The organism is Methylobacterium sp. Leaf456, assembly GCF_001425465.1.
Classification (GTDB): Bacteria; Pseudomonadota; Alphaproteobacteria; order Rhizobiales; family Beijerinckiaceae; genus Methylobacterium.
Genome location: NZ_LMQV01000016.1, coordinates 1 through 17,875, shown reverse-complemented (window position 1 = coordinate 17,875; position 17,875 = coordinate 1). Strand labels below are relative to the sequence as shown.

Here is a 17,875-nt window from a genome sequence, read left to right as displayed (position 1 = left end):
CGGCGGTGCGGAGAACGGTGCGCCGCTGCTCATCGGCGCTGAGGCGCTCGGGCACTCAGGCACGCGGATGGTCGAGAAGCACTACGCCCACCTCGCGCCGAGCTACGTCGCCGAGACGATCCGCCGGACGGCGCCCGACTTGGATGTGACGGCAACGAGCGTCGTGCCGCTCGCCCGTTCAGTTGCTGCGCGCGTGGGGGCATAGCATGGGCCGATGTCTCTCGGTTCTGTCCCTGTGCGGCTGCCTCGCCGCGGCACCCTGCAGACCCGAGGGTGCGAACGTTGCCGGCTTTGGCTTGATGTCCTGGGCTGACGCCGCTCTGGTGTTCGATCAGCGCGATTATCGGCTGGCCTTCATGACGTGGACGCTCGGCTTCGCCACCGGCGTCGACAACGTGCGGATCGTGCGGGACCGGCAGTTCCGCGACCTCTCCAGCCTCAACGTCGACCTTGTGGTGGGATCGTTGTGGGCCATCAGTGCTCAATACCCGACGGCATTTTTGCTCCAGGGGCAGAGCGCTTTTTTGGAGAGCCCGCCGCTGCGCGCATGGCCGCGCCCGCGCTAACGACGCAGCAGCCTACCGATCTTATGAGGTACGCGTCGGCGGCAACGAGGATAAGGACTGCGGGCGTACTTTGATCGTCCTGAGCAGCGAAAGAGTAGGCTTTCGGCTACGGATGATCCTTTGAGCAAAATCACCGCCCAAATTCGTGTCAAAAAGTCCACTCGTTAGGGGGCAACCGATCGCAGACTGCTAGGTACACCGCGGCAAGTTTCGCCGAGGCTGCAGCAGCTTGGGTCAGCGCCATGTCACACATGCACACCGCGCTCAGACCCGCCGCAACCGGCCGATAGATCGTAGTGGAAGGTATAAAGAGGTGAGCGTCGGAGCAAAGCTGCCGAGTGAATCCAGGCATGCAAACCGTACTTTCAGAACAATGAAAGCACGATTCGTGGCGCCTTAAAAAGCAAGTTGCTGCGTCGGCAGGCCGGAGAAGCCGACGTGCTGGCAATCGATGAATTGGGACTCGCTCCCGCCAAAAGTCGCGTCGATGTAGCCGTTTTCAACGGGCATCTGCACGGTTACAAAATAAAAAGCGCAGGCGAAAATTTGCTAAGATTACCAGCACAGCTACGCACATACAGCGAAGCTCTTGAAAAATTGACTTTTGTGATGGCTACCCGGCATATTTCAGCGGAAGTAGGTCTGATTCTCGAATGGTGCGATTTGATTGAAATCATCGAAGGCCCGCGGGGTGGAATTAAGCTAAAAATGCTCAGGCGCTCGAATCTAAATCCCAACGTGAATCTCTATATCTTTGCGTATTTTTGTGGAGGTCGGAAGCGCAAGAATTGATGAGACTGCGAGGTCTTGACTTGGAAATCATAAACTCTCCTCGTAACCCGTTGTATAGGCATCTATCTGACCAAATCTCACTGAGAGATCTCTCTGCGGCGATTAAAAATTCTATAGCATCCCGTACAAGGCGGCGAGATCATTCACAACCAATGTAATATGATGATTCATCCCCACATACTTCCAACGAGAAAGACTGCCTAGACTCGCCTTTTTGCAGCGCAGTCTGCAATGTATTTATTTCCACAATAAAATGAGGCACCGCAGTAAACGAAGGCTAATTCCTTCATAAGTTGCTGACAATGTGTGTACATCTGGTCGGGATCGTCCCGAAAAGCCCCTCCTTTCCGCGTCGCCCATGTGTTTGGGGTGGTGGCCGCTGGCACGCGCCCGACCGGCCCCTGTTCGAGCAGCGCAAGGTTGTGCTGGCGCGCCTGCGCCTGTGCCGTCAGCGCATCGTCGCAAGCGTTCGCGCCGCCGCGGGCCGGGCGGTTCGACGCCACCCGGCCCTATTGCCCTCACACCACGAGGAAGTCGCCCGCGCTCAGCGCCGCCTTGTTGTCGAGAACCGCGAACTTCACCGCGGCCCCGGTCCCTGAGCCGTCCGCGTCGTAGAACAACTCGCCGGTCGATTGCTTGTAGAGGATGCGGTCGTTGGCATCTGCAGAACCCACGTCGAGGTTCTTGAACGCGCTCTCGGCCAGCTGCCCCGGGGCCAGCGCCGTGAACACGCCCTTGCCGAGCCAGATCGTGTCGTTGGAGGCGAAGTCGGTGACGCGATCGACGTTGTCGGTGCCGAGCGCGCTGGCGAAGATGAACGTGTCGGCGCCCCGCCCCCCCGTCAGCACGTCGCTGCCGCCCTTGCCGTCCAGGCGGTTGGCCCCGGCATTGCCCACCAGCGTCTGCCCGAACTCGTTGCCGATGAGGTTGAAGTTCGTCGCCCCCGTCGAGGACAGCAGCCGCAGGCTCTCGATCTCCTGGCCNGGCATTGCCCACCAGCGTCTGCCCGAACTCGTTGCCGATGAGGTTGAAGTTCGTCGCCCCCGTCGAGGACAGCAGCCGCAGGCTCTCGATCTCCTGGCCCGCCGCCAGGGTGTAGTGGCTCGTCGTGTAGACGCTGTCGGTGCCCTCGCCCGCCCGCTCGAACACCCGGTCGTTCGAGGTGTCGACCTGGTAGACGTCGTTGCCGGTCCCGCCGGTCATCCGGTCGATGCCGGTGCCGCCCTCCAGCGTGTCGTTGCCGGCGCCCCCGTTCAGGGTGTCGTCGCCCGCCCCGCTCGACAGCTTGTCGTCGCCCGCCCCGCCCGAGAGTACGTCGATGCCCTCGAGGGTGGCGAAGCGGTCGTTGCCCGATCCGCCCGTCAGGGTGATGTCGTTGATGCTGTTGGTGGTGGTGCCGTCGCCCTCCAGGGTCGTCGTGGCGCCGAAGCTCTCCATGACGAAGCGGAGCGCGACGGTGGCGCCGGAGCGGTCGATCACCGCGCTGTCGGTGCCGCGGTTGCCGAGCAGCACGTCCTGCCCGCCCGTGCTGACGAGGACGTCGTCGCCCGCGCCGCCNGGAGCGGTCGATCACCGCGCTGTCGGTGCCGCGGTTGCCGAGCAGCACGTCCTGCCCGCCCGTGCTGACGAGGACGTCGTCGCCCGCGCCGCCGTCGAGGCGGTTGTCGCCGGCATTGTCGACCAGCCGGTTGGCGAGTTCGTTGCCGGTGAGGTCGAGCGCGGCGGTGCCGGTGAGTTCGACGGTCTCGATCGACTGCCCCGCGGCCAGCGTGTAGCCGACCGAGGTGCGGACGGTGTCGGTGCCCTCGCCGGCCTTCTCGAACACGAGGTCGCCGGCATCGTCGACGATGTAGGTGTCGTTGCCGGCCCCGCCGAACAGCCGGTCGGCGCCGCCGTCGCCATCGAGGCCGTTGTTGCTGGCGTTGCCGATCAGGGTGTTGGCGAAGCCGTTGCCCTTGAGGCTGCGGGCGGCGGTGCCGGTCGGGTCGGCGAGCCGGAGGGTCTCGATCTCCTGGCCGGCGGCCAGCGTGTAGCTGCCGGAGGAGATGACGGTGTCGTTGCCCGCGCCCACGGCCTCGAACACGAGGTCGTCCCCCCCTTCGACGATGTAGGTGTCGTCGCCGCCGCGCCCGAACAGCCGGCTCGCGCCGTCGTTGCCGATCAGGGTCTGACCGACGGAGCTGCCGACCAGTTCCAAAACCCCACTGGCGCGATTGTCGGCGAACTTCAGGGTCTCGATCGTGGCGCCCGCCTCCAGCATGAAGCTGCCGGAGGAGATGACGGTGTCCGACCCGCCATCGAAGGACGACTCCACGACTCGATCACCCGCGTCATCGACATAATACGTGTCGTCTCCGGTCCTGCCATACAGCGTGTCGGCGCCGGCCCCTCCATCGAGGATGTCGTTGCGATAGCCGCCGGTGATCGTATTCTGAAGTTCGTTGCCGACGAGCTTGAAGGATCCGTTCCCGTCCGCGGCGAGCTCTTCCACGCCCGACCCGCGTTCCAGCGTCCAGTCGACGGTCGTCGTGATCCGGTCGTTGCCCTCTCCGGCGATCTCCACGACCCGGTCCTGGGTACTCGTGACCCGATACCGGTCGTTGCCCGCACCGCCGATCAGGACGTCGGCCCCGTTGCCGCCATCCAGGGTGTCGTTGCCGAGGCCGCCTTCGAGGCGATCCGCGCCGTTGCCGCCCAACAGCCGGTCGTTACCGCCACCGCCGATCAGCGTATCGTCGCCGTCGAAACCCGTCAGCGTATTGCCCAGCAGGTTGCCGGTGATGACGTTGGCGAGGGCATTCCCGGTTCCGTTGACCGCCTTGTCATTCGAATTGAATCCGGTGCCCTCATCGGACAGCGTCAGATTCTCGACGTTGTCGCCGAGGGTCAGGCTGACCCTGCTGACGACGGTGTCGATGCCGCCGCCCGCCGCCTCCTCGACGACATCGTCGAGGGATTGGACGAAGTAGCGATCGTTGCCGGCGCCGCCGATCATCCGGTCGGGACCGAGCCCGCCATCGAGCACGTCGTCGCCGTCGAGCCCCTGAAGGGTGTTGGCGGCGTCGTTGCCGGTGATCGTGTTGTTCAGCGCGTTGCCGTTGCCCTGGAGGGCGGCGCCGGTGAGGACGAGATCCTCGACATTCGCCGCCAGCGTCGCCGAGTAGGCGGCGTAGGCCGTGTCGCGGCCGGCCCCGGCCGCCTCGACGATCAGGTCGGAGGCGTTGTCGATGTAGTAGGTGTCGTCGCCGACGCCGCCGCGCAGGATGTCGTTGCCGAGCCCGCCGTCGAGGACGTCGTTGCCGGCCCCGCCGCTCAGGTCGTCGGCACCGCGATAGCCGTACAGCGTGTCGTCGCCGGCCCCGCCATCGGCCTTGTCGTTGACTGACGACAGCAGCACCAGTTCGCCGGTGCCGTCGCCGGTGAAGGTCTGGGCGCCGGAATGGGCCCGGACCTTGACGAGGAAGCTCTGGCTTTCGCCGGGCGTCGTACCTTTCAGGGCCGTAAGCGTCGCCCTGAAGTCGCCGTCCCGGTCGTAATCGAGGCCCGCCGACACCGAATTCAGCGTGAAGCCGTCGAACACATTCTTGTAGGTGGCGGCGGCGGTTCCGTCGCCCTTCGACACGGACAGGCCATCGACGACGGTGGCGGAATTCGCGCTCCTCACGTTGACGATGAGGAAGCCGGCCGCATCGATCGCATAGGAAGCGCCGCCGAAGTCGACGAAGCCGCCATCGGCGCTGAAGACGGGCTTCCCGCCGGCCGGAGCCTCGACCGCGCTGCCGCCTTCCTTGACGAAGGAGAGCGCCGTGACGCCGCCGCCGTCGAGCGACTTGAGGAAGGCGTCCTGCCGGCCGTTGGTGTCGTTCGCGACGAGGTTGGACGCCGTGCTCTGGAAGGCGACCGATCGGCCGTCGGGCGAGAGGACACCGTCGGTCGAATCGCCGTTGCCGGCCGTACCGGCAGCCGTCACGGATACCAGCGTGAGCGCACCCGTGGCGATATCCTTCACGTAGACGTTCTTGAAGCCGGCGGTGTCGGTCGAGGAGAGGTTGGTGGCCGTGCTGCTGAAGACGATCTTGCTGCCGTCGGCCGACACGCTGACGCTGCCGGAGGCGCCGTTCGCTTGCGCGCCCGAGCCCGACTTGGACAGGAGCGTGACCTCGCCCGTCCTGAGGTTCTTCAGGAAGACGTCGGCGACGCCGTTGACGTCCCCCGCAACCAGGTTGCTCGACGTGCTCACGAAGACGACGGCGGTGCCGCCGTTCACCGGATAGACTTCGCTGACCTGGCCGTTGCCCCCGCTCCCTGACGCGTTCGCATCCAGAGGGATCACAGAGCCGGTGTTCGTGGCGAATGCCGAATAGACGAGCTGTCCGGCATCGTTCTCCGTCAATGCTATAATAGAGGATTGATCGTCCGCCACTACGCGAGTGAGCGAAAAAGTTTCAGCCTTACCGAGGGTTTTTGCCGTCTTTGTCTGTAGGTCATACTGAACAATATAATTGATGATGTCAAAAATACCTTCGTATCTTTCATTATAATAGAAATACCTTCCATCCGGGGAAAAGGCTAGTGGCTTATTGCTGTCGCCACTCGTTTGGATGGTAGAATCTTGGCCGGTGGTATTGTTTGTGACGATGAAGTCACCAAAGCCGTTATTATAGCGAATCGTCAGGTTTCCATCCGCCGAAACGAAATCTCTGCTGTCCCTCGATCCTGACAAGCCCCCGAAAATCGGCAGCGGTTGATGAGCGAACGCATAAGTGAAGGGAGAGCTTGCCACGAAACGACCCCTGCCGCGTCAAGTTAGCAAAAATTCAATGCCGCAACGATCGAGCGGCTGTCGCTCCGAGCGTTGTGCCGGTTGTATCTGGGAAGCCTCCACCTGACGAGGGTGGAGGGTGATCGGTGGCGAGAAATTCAGCACCCCGTGCCGAAGAGCCACAAGCGGGCTGGCGGGCAAAGACAGGTTCGCTGCCACGACGTCAGTCGTACATGGGCGGGCTTGTCGGCGCCGCGCTGGACGAGGCGACGAATCCGCTCGACGCTGTTGGGGGCGGACAGGATGTCAGCCAGCGTCGCAGAGTTGCGGCTGCGATCGGTCGGCAGCGGCAAGGGCTGAACGCATCTGCTACGGTCGCGCCCATGTGCAACCTCTACAGCCTGACAAAGAGTCAGGACGAAATTCGGCGCGCGTTTCGGATCGATGCCGACCGTACCGGCAACCTGCCGCCGCTGCGCGGCATCTTCCCCAACACCGCCGCCCCGATCGTCCACGTCGCGGACGGGCAGCGCGTGCTCTCGATGTACCGCTGGGGCATGCCCTCGCCGGCCTTCGCGCTGGAGGGTNCATCTTCCCCAACACCGCCGCCCCGATCGTCCACGTCGCGGACGGGCAGCGCGTGCTCTCGATGTACCGCTGGGGCATGCCCTCGCCGGCCTTCGCGCTGGAGGGCAAAAGAGTCGATTCGGGCGTCACCAACGTGCGCAACACCGGCTCGCCGCACTGGCGCCGCTGGCTCGGGCCGGAACACCGCTGCTTCGTGCCGCTGTCCTCGTTCAGCGAGTTCAACAAGGCGGCCGGCGGCGACATCTGGTTCGCCCTGAACGAGGAGCGTCCGCTCGCCTGCTTCGCCGGGATCAGGGCGGAGGGCTGGACCTCGGTGCGCAAGCTCAAGGACGGCGAGACGACGGACGACCTCTACGCCTTCCTGACCCGTACGCCGAACGCCGAGGTCGGCGCGGTGCATCCCAAGGCGATGCCGGTGATCCTGACGTCGGAGGAGGAGCGCGATACGTGGCTGCGCGCGCCGTGGTCGGAGGCGAAGGCACTGCAGCGCCCGCTGCCAGATGGATCGCTTGAGGTGGTGAGCCGTGGAGCGAAGCACGACGGCTGAAACCAGAGGAAGGCCTCGCTCATCGCGCTCCCTGCTTCGCCGCGAACTCCCAGATCGGCACTCCGACCGCGCGTCACAGCCTTGGACGAAGCGCGGGCCCTGAGGGGTTTGCACCTGTTCGCGTGGGATCGCGCTGTGGGTGGCGGCGTTCTGCACCTCCGGTGACAGCCGGTCACGCCGTGTTCTTGACCGCGCCGCGCCCGCCGAACAGCCCGGTGCTGTAGGGCGCCTTGTAGGCCCCGCCCGACAGCGCCGCGGCCCGCTCGTTAGCGGCCTGTGTGGCGAAGGCCGTTCCAAACGACCCGAACAGGTCGCCGATCGCGCTGTACCCCTGCGGCTGCGCCACCCTCCCCGCCGCCATGTGCGAGAGGGCTCGACGCCTCGACGCCTGCCGGCCTCGTCCGGCCCTATGAGCCGGGCTGCGCCTCCGCGGCGTTCAATCTGGCGCAGCTTGAGCGCGACCTGCTCCGCGCTCGTCTTCTGACCTCGCCGCATGTCCAAATCCTTCGGTCCGGGCTGATCCTCTCAATCAGCCCGGTCCAAAACCAGCCGGTCAGGTCAGCCGGCGAAGGCCATTGACGATAGATGACGACCGTAATAAATGATGGTCTTCATTTCAAACGCTCAGTTGGCTTCGGGGGGAACCGGTGATGGACGCGAGATGGGTGATCGGTCTGGCCGGCTTGGCTCTCTCAGGCTGCTCGCCGGCGGAGACGGCCGTGAACCCGGAGCCGCCCTTGGTCCAGGTTGCCGAGGTCGCTCAGGGGATCGGCGGGGTCTCGCGCTACACCGGCACGATCCGGGCTCGCACCGAGAGCAACCTCGGCTTCCGCGTCGGCGGCAAGATCTTCGAGCGCCTCGTCGATCCGGGTGACCACGTCACCCGCGGCCAGCCCCTGATGCGCCTCGACCGCACCGACTACAGCCTCGCCCTCAACGCCGCCCGCGCCTCCGTCGAGGCGGCCCGCGCCCAGATGATCAAGGCCCGGGCCGACGAGGAGCGCAGCCGCAAGCTCGTGGCCGACGGGTGGACCTCGAAGCAGACCTACGACCAGAACAAGGCCGCGGCCGATGCCGCCATCGCTCAGTTCGCCAACGCCGACGCCCAGGCCAGCCAGATCCAGAACCAAGCGGGCTATGCCGAGCTCCAGGCCGATGCCGACGGCGTGGTCATGGAGGTGCCCTCCTATCCCGGGGAAGTGGTCGCCGCCGGTCAGACCGTCGTGAAGCTGGCGCGTGACGGCGCCCGCGAGGCGGAGATCTTTCTGCCGGAGGCAAGCCGGCGTCTGGCCAAGGGCGACGCCACCGCCACGCTCTACGCCGAGGGCGAGACGACCTATCCGGCCCGGCTGCGCGAGTTGTCCGCTACGGCCGATCCGGCCACGCGCACCTACCGGGCGCGCTACATCCTTTCGGGCGGCGGCGAGGACGCAGCCCTCGGCGCCACCGTCACCCTGCAGCTCAAGTCCCAGGACCCGTCTCGTCCCGCCACGGTGGAGGTGCCCCTGGCGGCCTTGTTCGACCAGGGGCGCGGCCCCTCGGTCTGGCGCTTCGACGATGCCACCGGCACAGTGAAGCCGCAAGCCGTGCGGGTCGCCCGCATGGGTGAGGAGCGCGCCGAGATCGCGGCCGGACTCGATCCGGGCGACCGGATCGTGGCGCTGGGCGCCCACCTCCTGAAGGCCGACCAGAAAGTCCGCCAGGCGCCGTCCAGCATGACGGGGGTGGTGCGATGAGCGGCTTCAACCTCTCGGCGCTCGCCGTCCGCGAGCGGGCCGTCACGCTCTTCCTGCTCATCGCGCTGACCGGCGCGGGCTTCTTCGCCTTCGAGAAGCTGGGACGCGCCGAGGACCCGGCCTTCACCGTGAAGGTCATGACGGTCGCCGTCGCTTGGCCGGGGGCCACGGCGGAAGAGATGCAGCGCCAGGTCGCCGACCCGCTGGAGAAGCGCCTGCAAGAACTCGTCTACTACGACCGGGCCGAAACGACGGTCCGGCCCGGCTTGATGACGACCAAGGTCATCTTCAAGGACAACATGCCGCCGGCCAAACTCCAGTCGGAGTTCTACCAGGCGCGCAAGAAGCTCTCGGACCAGGCGTCCAGCCTGCCGCGCGGCGTGATGGGGCCGTTGTTCAACGACGAGTTCTCGGACATCTACTTCGCCCTCTACGCCGTGCAGTCAAAGGGCCTACCGCACCGCCAACTGGTGCTGCGCGCCGAGGACCTGCGCCAGCGCCTGCTGCGGGTGCCCGGCGTCGAGAAGATCAACATCCTCGGCGAGCAGGCCCAGAAGATCTTCGTCGAGATTTCCTACCAGCGCCTCGCGACGCTGGGCATCAACGGCCAGCAGCTCCTGGCCGCGCTCGCCAACCAGAACGACGTGACGCCCGCGGGCTTCGTCGAGGCCGAGGGCCCGCGCGTGTACTTGCGCCTCGACGGCGCCATCGACGGGCTCGACGCGATCCGCAACCTGCCCGTGGCCGCCGGCGACCGCAGCCTCAAGCTTGGCGACATCGCCGAGGTGAAGCGTGGCTACGAGGACCCACGGACCTTCGAGATCCGCAACGACGGCGAGCCCGCGCTGATGCTCGGCCTCGTGATGAAGCCCGGCTACAACGGCCTCAAGCTCGGCGAGGCGCTCAACGCCGAGGAGGTCGCCATCCATCACGAGACGCCCGTCGGCATCACGTTCACCAAGATCACCGACCAAGCGAAGGTCATCGACGACGCCATCCACGAGTTCATGGTGAAGTTCTTCACCGCGCTGGGCGTCGTGATCTTCGTCAGCCTGGTCGCGCTCGGCTTCCGCGTCGGCATCGTGGTGGCGCTCGCCGTGCCGCTGACGCTCTCGGCGGTGTTCGTGGTGATGATGCTCACCGGGCGCGACTTCGACCGCATCACGCTGGGCGCCCTGATCATCTCGCTCGGGCTCCTCGTCGACGACGCCATCATCGCCATCGAGATGATGGTGGTGCGCATGGAGGAGGGCTACGACCGCATCGAGGCGGCGACCTATGCCTGGAGCTCGACCGCCGCGCCGATGCTGACGGGTACGGTCGTCACCATCGCGGGCTTCCTTCCCGTCGGCTTCGCCGCCTCGACGGCGGGTGAGTACGCCGGCAACATCTTCTGGGTGGTGTCGTTCTCGCTCATCATCTCGTGGATCGTGGCGGTGACGTTCACGCCCTATCTCGGCGTCAAGCTCCTGCCCAACATCAGACGCGTCGAGGGCGGGCACGACGCCATCTACGCCACGAAGAACTACGAGCGCCTACGCCGGGTCGTGCGGATGTCCGTCGATCACAAATGGTGGGCTGCCGGCATTACGGTCGGTCTGTTCGCCGTCGCTGTGGTTGCCATGGGCAAGGTCGAGCAGCAGTTCTTCCCGAATTCAGAGCGCCCCGAACTCATCGTCGAGGTGACGCTGCCGGCAGGCTCGGCCTTCGCCACCACCGAGGCCAGCGTGAAGAAGATCGAGGCCGCCGTGCGCGACCTGCCGGAGGCGCGCGAGATCACGAGCTACATCGGCCAGGGCATGCCGCGCTTCGTGCTCTCGTTCGACCCGGAACTGCCGGACCCCGCCTTCGCGCAGATCGTCGTGCAGACGGCCGACGCAGCCGCCCGCGACGCTCTCAGGGTCAAAGTGCGGGGGCTTGTCGACGAAGGCCGTTTTCCCGAGGCGCGGGTACGGGTGCTGCAGATCGTGTTCGGCCCCCCCGTCCGGTTCCCCGTCGCCTTCCGCGTGGTGGGACCCGACCTCGACGTGATCCGCGGCATCGCGGCGGAGGTGGCCGAGGCGATGGCCTCCAACCCGAACATGCGGATGGTTCACCTCGACTGGGGCGACAAGACACCATCCTTACGCCTCGCGCTGGATCAGGAGCGCCTGCGCCTGATCGGCCTGACGCCGAAGGAGGCCGGCCAGCAGTTGCAGAACTACCTCAATGGCACGCCCGCGACCCAGGTGCGCGAAAACCTGCGCTCGGTCGACGTGCTCCTGCGCAGTCCCGGCCCCGAGCGGCGCTCGCTCGGCGACATCGGCGACCTGACGCTGGCGACGAAGGACGGGCGCCAGGTGCCGGTCTCGCAAGTGGCGCGACTGGAAACCCGCTACGAGGACGCGGTGCTCAAGCGCTACAACCGCGAGACCTACATCCGCGTGCAGGGCGACGTTCTGGACGGCAAGCAGCCGCCGGACATCCACGCCCAGGTCTTCCCGCTGCTCGACCCGATCAAGGCCAAGCTGCCGCCGGGCTACCGCATCGACACGGCCGGCTCGGTCGAGGAGAGCGTGAAGGCGCAGATGTCGCTGGCAGCCGTGTTCCCGGTCATGCTGTTCGTCACGCTGACGATCATCATGATCCAGGTCCGGTCGTTTTCGGCGATGTTCATGGTATTCGCGACCGCCCCTCTCGGGCTGGTGGGGGCCGCGCCGACACTTCTGATCTTCGGGCAGCCCTTCGGCTTCAACGCGATCCTCGGCCTGATCGCGCTGTCGGGCATCCTGATGCGCAACACCCTGATCCTCGTGGACCAGATCCACCACGACCAGGCGGCAGGCTTGTCGGACTACGACGCCATCGTCGAATCGACCGTACGCCGGGCGCGTCCCGTCATCCTGACCGCGGCCGCCGCGATGCTGGCCTTCGTCCCGCTCACCCACTCGGTGTTCTGGGGGGCGCTGGCCTACGTGCTGATCGGAGGCGTCGGCGTCGGCACCCTGCTGACGCTCCTCTTCCTGCCGGCCCTCTATGCCCTCTGGTTCCGGGTCGCGCGGGAGCCGCGCGGCAAGGAGAGCGCTGCCGGAACCCACGCAGTGCCGATGCCCGTAAAGTCCTGAGACGGGACGAACCCTTTGTTGCCCCGCCCTCGAGGCAATCCGAGATCGCGCGTTTGTCCTTCCGAACGTGCGATGCGTCGACCGGCCTGCGATTCCGCTCACCTCACGCAGGCCGGTCGATCAGCTTTTTCCACTGCCTAAGGCTTGTCGGAGCTGACAGGAGCTCCCACGAGCCTCCGCCCCTTCAATACATGACTTCTTGCATCTATATGGATCTCTGTAACGGCGAAGGACAATAGGATGCCGAGGGTTTCGCAGGAGCAAGCCAAGCTCAACCGCCAGCGGGTCGTGGAAGTCGCGTCCTCTCTGTTCCGGGAGCGCGGCCTGAACGGCATCGGCGTCGTGGACATCATGGCGGCCGCCGGCCTGACCCATGGCGGCTTCTACGGCCAGTTCGCCAACAAGGAGGCCCTCGCGGCCGAGGCATTCGATGCCGCGATCGGTAACGAATACCGGGCGAACCTCGACACCTTTATCGAGAACTACCTCTCGCTCGGTCACGTCCGAACGCCCGGGAAGGGCTGCCCCGTCGCGGCCCTGGTGAACGACATCGGTCGGGAGCCTTCCGGAAGCGCTTTGCGGTCGCGGTTCACCCATGCGGTCAAAGGGCTCGCCGGCCTCATCGCGGACAGGCTGCCCAAGGCCACGAAGGAACGGCGCAGGCAACGAGCCCTAATCGCGCTGTCGACGATGGTCGGGGCGGTGGTGCTGGCGCGGGGCGTCGACGACGAGGCGTTGGCCGACGAACTGCTCACAGCGGCCCGATCCACCATCGCAGGCTGAAGGGTCCCGGGAGCCCGCTCTCCGGAGCGCGCCTCCGTTGGGAAGGACGAATTCACATTGACCGACCTTACGCGGTCAAATAGATTAAATTAATAATCTTTTTGCCGTGTTTCTGTATGGGTCAGCCGGTCACGGGTGATTCCAGAAGGGTGCTGAAGCCTGATCTGGAAGTGCCATGTGGACCCCGACCACCCGACGGCAGCATGGCCGCTCGGAGTTGCGCTGCGAAACCGACCTGACGGATGCCCAGTGGTCTGTCATCGAGCCATGGATGCCCCAGCCTGCGCCGTGCGGGCGTCCGCCGATCTGGACGATGCGGGCGATCCTGAACGCGATCTTCTGTGTGCTGCGCGGCGGGATTGCCTGGCGTCTGATCCCGAAGGACTTACCGCCGCGTTCGACCACCTACGGCTATTTCAGCCGCTGGCGTGACGACGGCCTGTTCGGCCGGATCAATCACCACCTCGTCATGGCTGACCGTGAACGGGTCGGGCGCGAGGCCTCGCCATCCGCGGCGGTTCCGGACAGTCAGCGTATCAAGACCACGGAGAGCGGCGGGCCGCGCGGCTACGATGCCGGCAAGAAGGTGAAGGGCCGCAAGCGCCAAGCTCTGGTCGACACGGACGGGCGCGCCCTCGTCCTCGATCCGCAGCCTGCCGATGTGCAGGATCGCGACGGAGCGGTGCCGGTGTTGAGACGGTCACGACGCACGTTCCCCTCACCACCAAGGCGTTCGCCGATGCGGGTTAGGCGGGCGATCGGCCTGCCACAGCCACGAGCATCGATGTCGAGATCGTGCGCAAGCCGCCCGGACAGGTCGGCTTCGCCGTCCAGCCGAGCAGCGATCACATCGCGTCGGCGGGGGCCGCGGGCTGCATCGCGCCGTCGGGAATCCGGCCCGTCTCGTCGAAAACATCGACCGCTCGGCGGAGGAACCCGGTCAAATCGAGGATGCCCGGCTCGCGGAAATAGGTGCCGTGCGCGCCCTTGAGGATGCCCCAGGCTACGTTGCGGTGCCGCTCCCGCCAGCGACTTACAGGATCGGCCTCTCTGAGGAACGGGTTGTAGGCTCGGCTCTGATCGCCGAACAGCAGCAGCAAGGGGCCTTCGCAGGCGGCAGCCGGATCGTGCTCCAGCATCATCAAGAGGGGATGGCGCCCGGTCCGCGCGGCGACGTTGCGTGCGACCGCCTCGGCGATCAGGGCGGACTGGCAGTTTCCGCCGATCACGATCCGCGGCCCTGCCGCGTGATCGAGGATCGACTGCGTGTAGAGGTTGGCGAGGTGCGACCGGTAGCGCCGCTTCTGCGACGGCTTTTCGACCACACCCTGGAACGAATGCATGGCGTAGAGGGGCTGATCCGCGCCGAGGCGGGCCGCCAGGAGATAGGGTTCGCCGAAATGGTTGAAGCACCAGAAGATCGGCGTCCGGCGGCCATTCTCGTTGAAGACGACGAGCCTTCCGGCGCGCCGCGCCGCCTGGGGCGGGATCGGCGAGAAGCTGCCGAGCACGCGCTCGATGATGTCGGGCGGGATTTCCTCGTCGTCGTTCGACCGGGACATATCGGGCCAGTGCACTCCGGGCGGCCGTCCGCCGCCGTTTGTCGAATCGAATGGCGGCAGGGGCATTCCCCTTTCGGCCGGTGCCGTTCCCGGCCTATGGCTGCCCCGGAGCCGTGTCGGACGCCGCTGAAGCGGGTCGCGACATAGCACGCGCCCGCAGCAGGAGACGGGAATGGATCTTAGACGATGGGCCATCGTCTACGTCGCGACGGTGTCGGGGGAGGATTCGGACGAGATCGACTGCGACGCCCCGATGCAGGTTTACGATTTCGACTCGGTCGATGCCGTGGAGATGGCGCTCGAATTCGAGAAAACGTTCGAGACGAGGGCCGATCCGGAATGGTTCATGAAGGGCGAGCAGAGCCTGTCCGTCCTGATCTCGACCCTCGAAGAGGCCCGCAAGGCGCCCCCCGCATCGTAGATCGGAGAAGCTACGCATCGGTGTCGTCCATGGCCTCGTCGATCTCCTCGATCGCGCGGTCGTCCGGAGGCGGCTGCGTCGCGCGGTGGAGGGCGTAGGCGATGGTGCGGACGGCGCGGTCGTGCTCGTGCAGGCTGCTCTGCGGATGGGTGTTCGCCTCGATCAGCCAGAGATGGTCCTGCCGATCCAGCGCGATGTCGACGCCGAGTTCCGACAGGGTCCGTCCGAACGTCGCCTCGATCGTCGTCGCCACGTCGAGGGCGAGCGTCTCGATCTCGGCCAGGAGTTCCGCCGCCGGCCGGACCTGACGCGTCCCGAGAAAGCCCTCCAGGGGACCCTGATAGCCGCCCCGGCTGACGTTGCTGACGGCCTGCCCCGCCTCGCCGAGCCGCACGTAGCCTCGGGTCACCCCCCATCGACCACCTCCGTCGCGCTGCACGTGGACGCGGATATCCGCCGCCCGGCCGTCGGGGCTGACCGAGGGCACGTAGGTCTGGACGATGTAGGCCCGGTAGCCCAACCGGCCGGCGATGCGCCGCCCAACCGCCGCCGCCGCCGCCGTCGCATCGAGGAAATGCGTCTCGGCGTCGTCCTTGCGCACGCTCCACCGGCCCGCGGCGCCCGCGTGAATCCGGAAGATGCCGTGCCCGCGCTTGCCGCTCACGGCCTTGACCACGCAGTCGCCGTGGGTGCGCAGCCAGTCCGCGATCTGCGCGGCCGGCGCCTCGGGCTCGATCCGGCGCTGCGGGATGACGTGGCGGGCGAGCGGCGTCGCCGCGAGCAGGGCGGGCAGCGTCAGCTTGTCGGGCCCGAAATCGCGCACGAAGGCCGTCCGGCCACGGATCCACCGCTCGATGCGCCGATGCTGGGCATGTCTCGGGTTGCTGACGATCAGGACGACGTCGGGCAGCGGCATCGGCGAGCGCGTCCAGCCCGCCTGCGACCACGTCTCCGCGGTGACGGTGCCGCCGTCGGGATCGCAGTCGGCTGCGCTGAACAGTGCCAGCCGCGCGCCCTGCAGCACGGCTTCCGCAATCATCGCGCGGAGCCTGAGGGGCGGGAGATGCTCGCGCGGCGCCTTGGCGAACACGAGGAGGCCGATCACGGGCGCAATTACCGGCGGAGGTGTCGGGCGGGTCGGGCCGGCATCATGCATCGGCTCGCTGGTTAGCAGATTTCGGCGATCCGCGAGCGCGCCGCGGAGGGTCGCGCAGGATTTTCACGACATCCTGACCGGCCCCGCGCCTGTCGGCAGGAGGCCCGGACGGCTACAACCTGCGGCATGGCCGGACGGAGTTGCATGTGACCGAGGGGACTCTGGGAGAGACGCCGGGTGGGTACCTGCGGGAACCGCTGAGGATGCCGGCGGACGGCATCGGGCTGGAAGCGGAGGGCCTGCGCATCGCCGCGCGCGCCGCCGGCATCCCGACGGATGTCGTGCTCGGCCGCCGGCTCGGCCGGTCGCGCCCCTGGCTGCGGCTGCGGGTCGGCACCCGCACCTACTGCTACGCCCGCGGTACCCTGCGCCACGGCTCGGACGATCCGGCCGACCCGCTCGGGGCCCACGTGAACGGCCCTCTCGCGCGGTTCACCGCCGACAAGGCTGCCGTCAAGGAGCGGCTGCGCGCCGTCGGCATCGCGACGCCGGAGGGAGCCCTCTTCGCGGGCGATGCGCAGGAGGATGCGATCGCCTACGCCCTGAGCCTCGGGCGGCCGGTCTGCATCAAGCCGAACGGGGGATGGGCGGGCTGGTACGTCTATCCCGGCCTGACCAGCGCGCCCCGGATGGTCGCCGCCTTCCGCAAGGCGCGGCGCTTCAAGTGCGGCGTCCTCGTGGAGCACAACGTCCCCGGCGACGTCTTCCGGTTCTTCTATCTCGCGCCGGATTGCGTCGCGGCCAAGCTCAACCGCTCTCCGAGCGTGACCGGTGACGGCCGCTCCACCCTCGGCGCGCTGATCGAGGCGCGCAACGCGCGCCTGCGCGAGCGCGACACCGCGGTCTTCAAGATGGTCGTGGACGGCCCCGATCTGCGCCGGGCGCTGCGGGCGCAGGCCCTGAGCCTGGAAACGGTGCCGGAGGACGGACGGCGGATCACGCTCAACCATGTCTCCAACATCCGGCGGGGCGGTGAGACCCATGACGGAATCTCGGGCACCGACCCCTCGTATCGGGCCATCGCCGAGACCGCTTTCCGGTCGATCGAGGGTCTCAAGATCGCGGCGCTCGACATGATGGTCGTCGATCGGACGCAGCCGGCCGCGCCGGGCAATCACTGGGTGCTGGAGATCAACAGCTCGCCGACGATCACGGATTTCCAGTTCCCCTGGACCGGCATCGCGCAGGACGTGCCGGGGATGGTCATCGGGTTTCTGCAACGAGAGGCGCTGCGGGATCGCGACGACAAACCGATCGAAGGCCGATCGACTTGGCCGGGTTGAGGCTCTGCCAACCCAGCATCGCCATGTTGGTGGGGAGCCAGCGTAGCGTAACGGCTCTGCGTTATGTGGACACGACACGCCCCGCCAGCCCGTGAGCAGATCGGGCGGCGGGGCCGCGCTGAGCGCAGCAGGATCTTGTGGCGGGTGATCGTTCGATTATCGAGCAGCGGTGCGCCGCATATCCGCACAAACCGTGGCTGGCCCCTCTTTCAGGAGCCGAGAGCGGAACGCCGTATCGGCCTCCCTGGTCGCTTGATCAAATTCCGGCTCCGACAGGACCGTAGCGCAGGACTGCACGGCCCCAGCCGCCGCGCTCGCCCCGAAATTCTCCCGGCACTCGATCTCGGCAAAGGTGAGCGTCGAGACGGATCGGACGGTATCGTAGCAGTCGCCCTGCGCGTGGGCGGCGGTGCAGGATGCCAGCGTGATCGCCGCGACGAGTCTCAGCACAGTTCGCTCCCTCGGTCCCACGCCCCGGTCGTGTCCCAGTGTGTGGTGTAGGAGCGGCCCACCGCTGAGGTGGCCATCGCCGGTCTTCGAGTAGGGTTCGAGTTGCGAAGCTTGAACTCTCACAC

The 17,875-nt window shown here is 66.6% G+C and carries 12 protein-coding genes and 4 pseudogenes; 10 read left to right on the top strand and 6 right to left on the bottom strand.

The genetic code is table 11. The features are described 5' to 3' along the window. Window positions 1-323: 323 nt before the first annotated feature. Together ASG52_RS12715 and ASG52_RS27145 are read left to right on the top strand one after the other, a co-directional pair. Window positions 324-566 carry a hypothetical protein gene (locus tag ASG52_RS12715; protein ID WP_156383927.1) on the top strand — a complete coding sequence of 81 codons (243 nt, stop codon included), beginning with the start codon at window positions 324-326 and terminating at the stop codon, window positions 564-566. A 342-nt stretch (window positions 567-908) separates the two neighbouring features. Then, window positions 909-1,358, top strand: a complete 450-nt coding sequence (locus ASG52_RS27145; RefSeq protein WP_156383926.1) for a sce7726 family protein — start codon at window positions 909-911, stop codon at window positions 1,356-1,358. Window positions 1,359-1,876: 518 nt separating this feature from the next. On the opposite strand, the gene ASG52_RS28650 is transcribed toward ASG52_RS27145, so the two are convergent. From ASG52_RS28650 to ASG52_RS28045, 3 genes and pseudogenes are all read right to left on the bottom strand, one after another. Further along, the gene (locus tag ASG52_RS28650; RefSeq protein WP_353612484.1) at window positions 1,877-2,281 is read right to left on the bottom strand and encodes a calcium-binding protein; all 405 of its coding nucleotides are present in this window, start codon (window positions 2,279-2,281) and stop codon (window positions 1,877-1,879) included. Window positions 2,282-2,342: 61 nt separating this feature from the next. Next, window positions 2,343-2,915: pseudogene (locus ASG52_RS28645) on the bottom strand (calcium-binding protein); the annotation flags it as partial. A 1-nt stretch (window position 2,916) separates the two neighbouring features. After that, window positions 2,917-5,691, bottom strand: a pseudogene (locus tag ASG52_RS28045) (PD40 domain-containing protein); the annotation flags it as partial. A gap of 812 nt (window positions 5,692-6,503) precedes the next feature. Here ASG52_RS28045 and ASG52_RS28330 point away from each other — a divergent pair. Next, window positions 6,504-6,707, top strand: a pseudogene (locus ASG52_RS28330) (SOS response-associated peptidase); the annotation flags it as partial. Between the two features lies 1 nt (window position 6,708). Then, window positions 6,709-7,255: SOS response-associated peptidase family protein (locus tag ASG52_RS12700; RefSeq protein ID WP_286159030.1), on the top strand; the 547-nt coding region annotated here is incomplete at its 5' end. 172 nt (window positions 7,256-7,427) lie between these two features. Here the strand turns inward: ASG52_RS12700 and ASG52_RS12695 are convergent. Beyond that, the gene (locus ASG52_RS12695; RefSeq protein ID WP_056243501.1) at window positions 7,428-7,616 is read right to left on the bottom strand and encodes a hypothetical protein; all 189 of its coding nucleotides are present in this window, start codon (window positions 7,614-7,616) and stop codon (window positions 7,428-7,430) included. Between the two features lie 289 nt (window positions 7,617-7,905). Between ASG52_RS12695 and ASG52_RS12690 the strand changes: the two genes are divergently transcribed. From ASG52_RS12690 to ASG52_RS26310, 4 genes and pseudogenes are all read left to right on the top strand, one after another. Further along, window positions 7,906-8,991 carry an efflux RND transporter periplasmic adaptor subunit gene (locus ASG52_RS12690; protein ID WP_056243498.1) on the top strand — a complete coding sequence of 362 codons (1,086 nt, stop codon included), beginning with the start codon at window positions 7,906-7,908 and terminating at the stop codon, window positions 8,989-8,991. Beyond that, window positions 8,988-12,095, top strand: coding sequence for an efflux RND transporter permease subunit (locus ASG52_RS12685; RefSeq protein WP_056243497.1), 3,108 nt, complete (start codon window positions 8,988-8,990; stop codon window positions 12,093-12,095). The genes ASG52_RS12690 and ASG52_RS12685 overlap by 4 nt, the downstream gene beginning before the upstream one ends. A 240-nt stretch (window positions 12,096-12,335) precedes the next feature. Then, complete coding sequence (locus ASG52_RS12680; protein ID WP_056243495.1) at window positions 12,336-12,878, top strand: TetR family transcriptional regulator; 543 nt, start codon at window positions 12,336-12,338, stop codon at window positions 12,876-12,878. Window positions 12,879-13,053: 175 nt separating this feature from the next. After that, window positions 13,054-13,715, top strand: a pseudogene (locus tag ASG52_RS26310) (IS5 family transposase); the annotation flags it as partial. A gap of 8 nt (window positions 13,716-13,723) precedes the next feature. Here the strand turns inward: ASG52_RS26310 and ASG52_RS12675 are convergent. Further along, a complete protein-coding gene (locus ASG52_RS12675) occupies window positions 13,724-14,440 on the bottom strand; it encodes a hypothetical protein (protein ID WP_056243493.1) in 717 nt (238 codons plus the stop codon). Window positions 14,441-14,612: 172 nt separating this feature from the next. On the opposite strand from ASG52_RS12675, the gene ASG52_RS12670 reads away from it, so the two are divergent. Beyond that, window positions 14,613-14,861, top strand: a complete 249-nt coding sequence (locus ASG52_RS12670; protein WP_056243492.1) for an acyl carrier protein — start codon at window positions 14,613-14,615, stop codon at window positions 14,859-14,861. Window positions 14,862-14,871: 10 nt separating this feature from the next. Here ASG52_RS12670 and ASG52_RS12665 read toward each other — a convergent pair whose 3' ends face one another. After that, window positions 14,872-15,966: a YheC/YheD family protein gene (locus tag ASG52_RS12665; RefSeq protein WP_056243489.1), complete on the bottom strand. Its 1,095-nt coding sequence runs from the start codon at window positions 15,964-15,966 to the stop codon at window positions 14,872-14,874. A gap of 197 nt (window positions 15,967-16,163) precedes the next feature. Between ASG52_RS12665 and ASG52_RS12660 the strand changes: the two genes are divergently transcribed. Continuing rightward, window positions 16,164-17,300 (top strand): hypothetical protein, encoded by a 1,137-nt coding sequence (locus ASG52_RS12660; RefSeq protein WP_156383924.1) that lies wholly within the window; start codon window positions 16,164-16,166, stop codon window positions 17,298-17,300. The last annotated feature ends 575 nt before the right edge of the window (window positions 17,301-17,875 follow it).

Bases quoted from the DNA above. Each gene is read 5' to 3' on its own strand.
- ASG52_RS12680 (WP_056243495.1), top strand. From the start codon at position 12,336: ATGCCGAGGGTTTCGCAGGAGCAAGCCAAGCTCAACCGCCAGCGGGTC.
- ASG52_RS12690 (WP_056243498.1), top strand. From the start codon at position 7,906: ATGGACGCGAGATGGGTGATCGGTCTGGCCGGCTTGGCTCTCTCAGGC.
- ASG52_RS12670 (WP_056243492.1), top strand. From the start codon at position 14,613: ATGGATCTTAGACGATGGGCCATCGTCTACGTCGCGACGGTGTCGGGG.
- ASG52_RS12675 (WP_056243493.1), bottom strand. From the start codon at position 14,440: ATGTCCCGGTCGAACGACGACGAGGAAATCCCGCCCGACATCATCGAG.
- ASG52_RS12695 (WP_056243501.1), bottom strand. From the start codon at position 7,616: ATGGCGGCGGGGAGGGTGGCGCAGCCGCAGGGGTACAGCGCGATCGGC.
- ASG52_RS12685 (WP_056243497.1), top strand. From the start codon at position 8,988: ATGAGCGGCTTCAACCTCTCGGCGCTCGCCGTCCGCGAGCGGGCCGTC.